Source organism: Liquorilactobacillus cacaonum DSM 21116 (assembly GCF_001436735.1).
GTDB lineage: Bacteria > Bacillota > Bacilli > Lactobacillales > Lactobacillaceae > Liquorilactobacillus > Liquorilactobacillus cacaonum.
Genome location: NZ_AYZE01000012.1, coordinates 1 through 345, shown reverse-complemented (window position 1 = coordinate 345; position 345 = coordinate 1). Strand labels below are relative to the sequence as shown.

Below are 345 nucleotides of genomic sequence, written 5' to 3'. Positions count from 1 at the left end.
ATCGGGAAGACAGGATTCGAACCTGCGACCCCCTGGTCCCAAACCAGGTGCTCTACCAAGCTGAGCTACTTCCCGATTAATGCACCCAGTAGGAGTCGAACCTACAACCTTCTGATTCGTAGTCAGACACTCTATCCAATTGCGCTATGGGTGCATCATAATAAATAAATGCCGAGGACCGGAATCGAACCGGTACGGTAATCACTTACCGCAGGATTTTAAGTCCTGTGCGTCTGCCAGTTCCGCCACCCCGGCAAGAACTCTGACAAGCGGAAGACGGGATTCGAACCCGCGACCCCCACCTTGGCAAGGTGATGTTCTACCACTGAACTACTTCCGCATAAA

At 52.2% G+C, this 345-nt stretch carries 4 tRNA genes; all 4 read right to left on the bottom strand.

Features of this window, described 5'->3' with window-relative positions:
• Nucleotide 1: 1 nt before the first annotated feature.
• The 4 genes from FC80_RS03790 to FC80_RS03775 all read right to left on the bottom strand — a co-directional run bounded on the left by FC80_RS03790 (nucleotide 2) and on the right by FC80_RS03775 (nucleotide 340).
• A tRNA-Pro gene (locus FC80_RS03790) sits at nucleotides 2-75 on the bottom strand.
• 5 nt (nucleotides 76-80) lie between these two features.
• Nucleotides 81-154: transfer RNA gene (locus tag FC80_RS03785), tRNA-Arg, on the bottom strand.
• 15 nt (nucleotides 155-169) lie between these two features.
• A tRNA-Leu gene (locus FC80_RS03780) sits at nucleotides 170-255 on the bottom strand.
• A 13-nt stretch (nucleotides 256-268) separates the two neighbouring features.
• Nucleotides 269-340: transfer RNA gene (locus FC80_RS03775), tRNA-Gly, on the bottom strand.
• Nucleotides 341-345 lie beyond the last annotated feature (5 nt).